This is a genomic window from Leptolyngbya cf. ectocarpi LEGE 11479 (genome assembly GCF_015207065.1).
In the GTDB taxonomy this organism is placed as follows: Bacteria; Cyanobacteriota; Cyanobacteriia; order Phormidesmidales; family Phormidesmidaceae; genus Leptothoe; species Leptothoe ectocarpi.
In genome coordinates this window covers 1-6,193 of the sequence record NZ_JADEXP010000374.1, presented here as the reverse complement: position 1 = coordinate 6,193, position 6,193 = coordinate 1, and the positions used below count along the sequence as shown (strand labels likewise).

The window sequence follows — 6,193 nt, the reverse complement described above, 5'->3', positions numbered from 1 at the left end:
CCCACTTTTCGTAGTAGACCCGGTATGATGCATGTCATGGCTATTCAGGTGGGTTTGTCTGTTAACAAAACCTTAGTGCCTGAATAGCTTTTCTGGCTATTTCTCTCGCTTTTCTGTCCGGACTATTGTTTTAAGAGCATAAAGATTGACAATTTTTTTCGATAGTTCACTGCCAGAGAAACTTTTTAAAAAAGCGTTGTACAGCTGCTTGCACTTTTCTCCAGCTTGATGATCTGTTAGCAGATATGTATTGCCTTCTCTAAATTGAAATGCATAGAACAACCCGATTAGATGGCAGAAATAAGCAAAACACTCTTCTACTGTATCTTCAGCAATTTCGTCCAGTTTCTTCCTTAAATCATCTTTGTCATACCATATCAACATCAGATGATAGGAGTACTGTTCAATATAGTCTTCAAGCAGACCTGCCACTACACCAGCATAGTTTGCCAAAGACCAGTAGTGTTCACTCGCAAGTGTGGAGATTTGGTCCGTCACGGCTTGAGCAAACTGACGCTGTGTGGCTCTACGAAAACCCCATTGTTCGAGCCCCCACTTTAAGAAACCGCCTATTAAACCTCCAAAAATCAGAGTAATTAGATTATCTAGATCAAGCCCCGACAAAAATTCACCCAAGGGATGTGATTCAGAGGTATTAGCAGCTTGCTCTTCAGCATCTGTTGAGTTTACTTGAGCATATAGTGTCGATGGGTGATTCTGCCTACTGCCAGCAACCAGATAAAAATCCGTAGCATGTGCATGAGTATCGATTGACACAACTGAGATGCAAAGGCCCCAACCAACAAAAGCACTTGTGACAGAGCGAGTCAACGTACGCTGTTTTTTTAATGAAGTGGACAATGGCACCTGTCTGGAGCTTTGGTTAGTTAATCTTCTCAAACTATTGAAAATATGCCTTTGCATACACTTTTCCACATTCTGAATAACTACCGGTGCCTTTATGTCAGATTTTTTATTTATTCAGAAGTGTACTATGTTTAGTGTTACTTAAATATTTTGCATGACTTGTAGTATACAAATGTTCTAATTACTTTAAATTTTTGAGAATAGAATAAAAAGCCTGACAGATTAAAAAGACTGATAACCTTACCTGATCAGCCTCAGTTCAAGTTCAGTGCAGTTAAGGAAAGTTTTGGAATGTGGTGAAAAAATGAGATCGCTATTATCAAACATGGCTTCCTAGGTCCGCACTGACGATCATAGCCCCGGCCCACAGGTCAGGCTGGGCCGACAATCCGTGTAATGCTAACCGATCCCCTAGGGAATACCCGAGCAGATAGTTTTGAGTTCCGTAGCTGTTTTAGACACTGTTTCAGCAGCGGTTTCAGCCACGTGCTGACAAAACGTATCGGCCCAAGCCCAGCAGCTATCAGCTGGCCTATCCCAGAGGCTGAGGGGCTTTACCTGCAGTGTGGGCGTGGCGAGACTTTTTGCTAGGCTATCCCATACGGTGGGCTGTTGCAGGTTGCCATGGAGACACCAAAGAATTTGCATGCTAAAAACTGCCCCTTAGCTCAGTGTGGGTACGGAATAACCCAACCCACGATAAGGTCCATGTCCAGCTTTTAAGTATTGCCTAATGACGTTAGCTCCAGCCGATAGCGATAGAGCGCCACAGGTCGATCAATCGCCTTAAAATAATCTGGATCCTGAGGAGACAAATAGATCGCCGTAATCTGATCCGCCACCACATGATTCAGCTCACGATGGTAGGCTGTCGTATTCTCCACCTCATTTAAATACACCGTCGGCCGTCCACCCCGAAAAAACTGTTGAAACATTTCGGTCGTGATAAACGTATCACTGTCGGGCTGTTCTGTTGTCCGCCCGGTAACCGTCGATATCAGCTGCTGATTCTCTTTTAGTAACGTAATCTGCCGGTTAGGATTGTCAGAATCCACTTTTACCGCCTGAACCCAGTCATCCCCTAAATAGGCCCGCGCCAGACTCAAGCCATTAAAAGCGCGGTCTGACACCACCCCTTCTGTCGTCTTTAACCGCTGGTTAAGAAATCTCCCGCCAGTTACTCGGGTCTTATAAAAACGAATATCCGCCTCAATGGGCACCTCTAAAAACTGACGATTGCCCTCAAACCCTGGAGTAACCACATCGGGAGCCAGGGGAGCCGTCATCGCCCGCAGCGTTGAAGTCATCCGCCAGGAACCGTCCAGCCAAGCTGGATAAACCAAATCCCCCTCCGATGGCTGTACGGGGGGTTTACTAGACCAGTCAGGAAAGGTAGAGACGCGCTCTGCTAGAGGAGTGGCCAGGGCCTCACCGCTACACAGCAGCCACACCATAGCCAATAGCACCACCCAAAATAGCCTGCGCTGTAGTCGTTTTAGCAAAAACCGATGCATAATTGCGTCCATTGCCACAGCCTTAGTTTAATCCCATTGGTTTCGGCGCAGGGTAACGGATAGAGGGTATGTATCGGGAACAATTCTAAATAATTGGGGAGGCAGGCTTAAAGTCGCTGTAGCCTTGAGTTAACGCCCTGTAGAGGTGGTTTATTTGACCCATATGGATAACCAAACACTGCTCAAAGATGCCCTAACGGATGAACTGGGCTTGCTCTACAAGAACGTTACCCAGCTGACGAGTGTAAAGTCCTTACCTGAGGATGACCTGCAGCTGTTGCGCGGTCTCGTATCGGTTCTACAGTTTGCGGCCCAGCAGATGACGCAGCAGCAAGCTTCGGGCGGCAAACTGACGGCAGATGTGGCCGCTCTACGGGACGAAGTGGCTCAGCTGCGACAGGAGAATGCGGCTTATAAAAAGCAGCTGCAGTGGATTCAAGATCAGCTAGCCCTGGCTCGAACCGCTACTGGCAAGACGCGGCTCAAGGCCACCTTAAAACAAACGCTCAATATTGCGGTGGATATCGCTGGAGCTGGCAGCGGCAGCATTTTTTTATTGGATGAGGCCCAGGTGGTGACCGCATGTATTCTGACGCGCTCGGGTACGACAGAACAGGAACGTCACACTTTAGTAGGTGAGGTTTTGAAAAAAGGTCTGGCAGGATGGGTGGTCGAACACCAGAAGGTAGAGGTCATTGCTGATACGCGTCTAGATAACCGTTGGGTCAGCTTGCCTGAGCAGCCCTATAAAGTGGGTTCAGCGCTGTGTGCGCCGTTGATGGGGGGCAATCGTATTGTGGGGATTATGACCCTCACCCACCCACAGACTCGACACTTTCAGCCGCCGATGCCCCACTTAGTGGGGGCCATGGCCGATCAGATGGCGCTGGTTTTGGAAAATGCCAATTTTTCAGAGGGCCAATCAGCACTTGGAGGGGAGCCTGCAGCATTATCAAGCGTTTTGCTGTGAGCTGTTAACGACGGAAGTAGTCGGGGCGGTGCTGGTGCAGCACAAAAAGATTGTGCAAATTAATAGTAGAGCAGCCAGTTTGTTTGGTCAGACGCCCGATGAACTGCTGCATTTACCGTCCATTACTAGCCTGATTGCCTATGAAGATCTCGATCGCGTGCGTTCAGGACTGCGTCAGTGCTATGCCAACCCTCATCAGCGGCTGACGCTTAACTTTGGAATTACCCACAAAAGTGGTCAGGTCGTTGCGATCGCAGCCCAAGCAATCGCCTTTGAGTTTCACCAAAAACCCGCTGCCCTGCTGCTGCTCAGTAGGATTAATGAGGCCTCTGTGTAGCCTCAGCCTCGTCTTTCCCAAGGCCCTTACCCCTACAATGTACTCAGATTTTTTATCGACACCCGTGCTCACCACACCTAGCCGTCCAGCCACCATCAAGTTTCTCAAAACACCCACATCCCAGGCCTGGATCAACCAGGCCCTGGCCAATCTGGACGAAGTCATGTTGGACCATTCCCACTGTGAACGTAAAGCGGCGGGAATTGCCATCAAGCTGATGTTTTTGTACCCCGGTGACCGGGCCTTAGTGGAGGCGCTCACCGACATTGCCCAGGAAGAGCTAAGCCACTTTAAGCAAGTCAATCAGTGGTTAGACCGTCGGGGAGTTGCGCTGCGGTCCCTAGCAGCGGGGCCTTACGGAGCCAAACTGCGCAAACACGTACGCGCTAACGATCCAGACCGCAAGTTAGACCTGCTGCTAGTGTCTGCCCTAATCGAAGCTCGCAGCCACGAACGTCTGGGGCTCCTGGGAGAACACTGCCCAGACCCAGAGCTGGCCAAGTTTTACCGCAGTCTGATGGCCTCTGAAGCGCGTCACTATGGGGCCTACTGGGTCCTGGCCACCAATGAATTTGGGGCTGAGGTGGTAACGCCCCGGCTAGAACAGCTAGCGACAGCGGAAAGTGAGATCCTGGCTATGCTGCATCCGGCTCCCAGGGTCCATAGTTAGAGAATCGCTGGTTTCGACTCCGCTCAACCAGCTCAATCGTTGAGTTTCAGGGAATTGAGGGCTGAGCGAAGTCAAAGCCCGACCCCAAAAGATAATTATGGCGATCTACTTACCATGCATGCTCCTTTCAAATCCTTTGTGATCCGCGACTGGCAACCGGCTGACCGGCAGGCTGCAGCCGAGCTAATTGGCCAAGTACTGACTGACTACGGGCTGGGCTGGGAGCCAGAGGGGGCTGATATTGATGTGGTGCAGGTGGAAACCCACTACCAGGAGGGTGAATTTTGGGTGGTGGAGCAGGCGGGAACGATTGTGGGCACAGCAGCCTACCATCCGATTGAGCGGGGGAAGCAGGCGGTGGAAATTCGGAAGATGTATCTGCTGCCGGTGGCTCGTGGTCAAGGGCTGGGGCGGTTTTTGTTAGGGCAGTTGGAGCGTGCGATCGCAGCCCGAGGCTTCCAAGAAATCTGGCTTGAAACCGCAACGGTACTTAAAGAGGCTGTGCGTATGTACGAAAGCTCAGGCTATCTGCCCGCAACCGGCGTGGAAACATCGCGCTGTGACCGGGTTTATAAAAAACGTATCGCCGCGTAAGCCGGTATAATCAGTCGGTCTTAAACCCTCATCTCTCCCCTCACCGGCTTGTGATTGCAGTTTATCCCGGTAGCTTTGATCCAGTGACGTTAGGTCATCTCGATATCATTACCCGTAGCAGCGGTCTCTATGATCGTGTGATTGTGGTAGTGTCGCGTAACCCGATTAAAAATCCCATGTTTACCGTTGAGGAACGGCTGGCTCAAATCCGCCAGGCAACGTCCCATTTGGACAATGTGGAAGTCGATAGCTTTGATGGACTCACGGTCAATTATGCCCATCAACGGCAGGCAAAAGTTCTAATTCGGGGGTTGCGGGTACTATCAGATTTTGAGAAAGAGCTGCAGATGGCCCATACTAATAAAACCCTTGCAGACGATCTAGAAACTGTTTTTTTAGCCACGTCTACTGAATACGGCTTTTTAAGCAGTAGTCTAGTAAAGGAGATTGCACGGTTTAGCGGAGCGATCGGTCACCTTGTTCCTGAGCATGTTGCCCACGATATTCAGAAATGGTACGGCGAGAACCTCCCCTAAATGATTCCAGGCTAAATAGCCAAGCTGTACAAGCTGATGATGGCTTGTCCCAGCAGCAGATTGGCCGGGCAGTTCCTGCAGCCGCGCCCGTAGCTGGATTTGATATTCAAGATGCCCTCAATCAAATTGAGGAAACGGTGCTAGACAGCCCTCGCCTGCCGGTGATGGGCCGCACCATGATCAATGAGGACGACCTGCTCGATCAGCTGGATGCGGTCCGGTTAAACTTACCGAGCGCCTTTCAGGAAGCCCAGCAGATGCTGGAGCAGCGCAATGAAGTTTTGAGCGCAGCTGAGCAGTATGCCCAGGAAATTATCACCACCGCCGAAAAGCAAGCCGCTGCGATTTTGAATGAAACCCCTATTTTGCGCCAGGCCGAGCAGCAGGCTCATCAGCTGCGGTTGCAGGTGGAACAGGAATGTGCGGCATTGCGATCGCAAACCATGATGGAAATTGAACAGCTCCAAGTTCAAACCAAACAGGAATGCGACGAACTCCGCAAAACCGCCATTGCCGAATGCCATGCCATTCAAACCGATGCCGACACCTATGCCGATCAGGTGCTGCAGCGCATGGAAACCCAGTTTAGCGAAATGCTAGGCGTCATCAGCAATGGTCGTCAGCAGCTCTATGAACGTCAGCAGCGAGCGCGGCAGACAGCGCCCAGCGGCGGCAGCAGCGATGTCCCTACCCCTTCCCAACCCC

General features: G+C 50.7%; 9 protein-coding genes. 6 read left to right on the top strand and 3 right to left on the bottom strand.

Annotated elements, in window-relative coordinates; translation table 11 throughout:
* Positions 1-96 precede the first annotated feature (96 nt).
* From IQ260_RS26030 to IQ260_RS26020, 3 genes are all read right to left on the bottom strand, one after another.
* Positions 97-924 carry a hypothetical protein gene (locus tag IQ260_RS26030; protein WP_193995995.1) on the bottom strand — a complete coding sequence of 276 codons (828 nt, stop codon included), beginning with the start codon at positions 922-924 and terminating at the stop codon, positions 97-99.
* A gap of 354 nt (positions 925-1,278) precedes the next feature.
* Positions 1,279-1,515, bottom strand: a complete 237-nt coding sequence (locus IQ260_RS26025) for a hypothetical protein (RefSeq protein WP_193995994.1) — start codon at positions 1,513-1,515, stop codon at positions 1,279-1,281.
* 71 nt (positions 1,516-1,586) lie between these two features.
* The gene (locus IQ260_RS26020) at positions 1,587-2,393 is read right to left on the bottom strand and encodes a DUF6816 family protein (RefSeq protein WP_193995993.1); all 807 of its coding nucleotides are present in this window, start codon (positions 2,391-2,393) and stop codon (positions 1,587-1,589) included.
* Between the two features lie 151 nt (positions 2,394-2,544).
* Between IQ260_RS26020 and IQ260_RS26015 the strand changes: the two genes are divergently transcribed.
* The 6 genes from IQ260_RS26015 to IQ260_RS25990 form a co-directional block, all read left to right on the top strand.
* On the top strand, positions 2,545-3,351 hold the full coding sequence (locus IQ260_RS26015) for a GAF domain-containing protein (RefSeq protein ID WP_193995992.1): 807 nt from the start codon (positions 2,545-2,547) through the stop codon (positions 3,349-3,351).
* Entirely contained in the window at positions 3,281-3,688 is a 408-nt protein-coding gene (locus tag IQ260_RS26010) for a PAS domain-containing protein (protein ID WP_228016442.1), read from the top strand. The genes IQ260_RS26015 and IQ260_RS26010 overlap by 71 nt, the downstream gene beginning before the upstream one ends.
* 37 nt (positions 3,689-3,725) lie before the next feature.
* Entirely contained in the window at positions 3,726-4,358 is a 633-nt protein-coding gene (miaE, locus tag IQ260_RS26005; RefSeq protein ID WP_193995990.1) for a tRNA-(ms[2]io[6]A)-hydroxylase, read from the top strand.
* Positions 4,359-4,472: 114 nt separating this feature from the next.
* Positions 4,473-4,952 (top strand): GNAT family N-acetyltransferase, encoded by a 480-nt coding sequence (locus tag IQ260_RS26000; protein WP_193995989.1) that lies wholly within the window; start codon positions 4,473-4,475, stop codon positions 4,950-4,952.
* Between the two features lie 50 nt (positions 4,953-5,002).
* Positions 5,003-5,488, top strand: a complete 486-nt coding sequence (coaD, locus tag IQ260_RS25995) for a pantetheine-phosphate adenylyltransferase (RefSeq protein ID WP_193995988.1) — start codon at positions 5,003-5,005, stop codon at positions 5,486-5,488.
* On the top strand, positions 5,464-6,193 hold a 730-nt coding region (locus tag IQ260_RS25990), incomplete at its 3' end, for an ATP synthase F0 subunit B (protein WP_193995987.1). The genes coaD and IQ260_RS25990, both read left to right, overlap by 25 nt.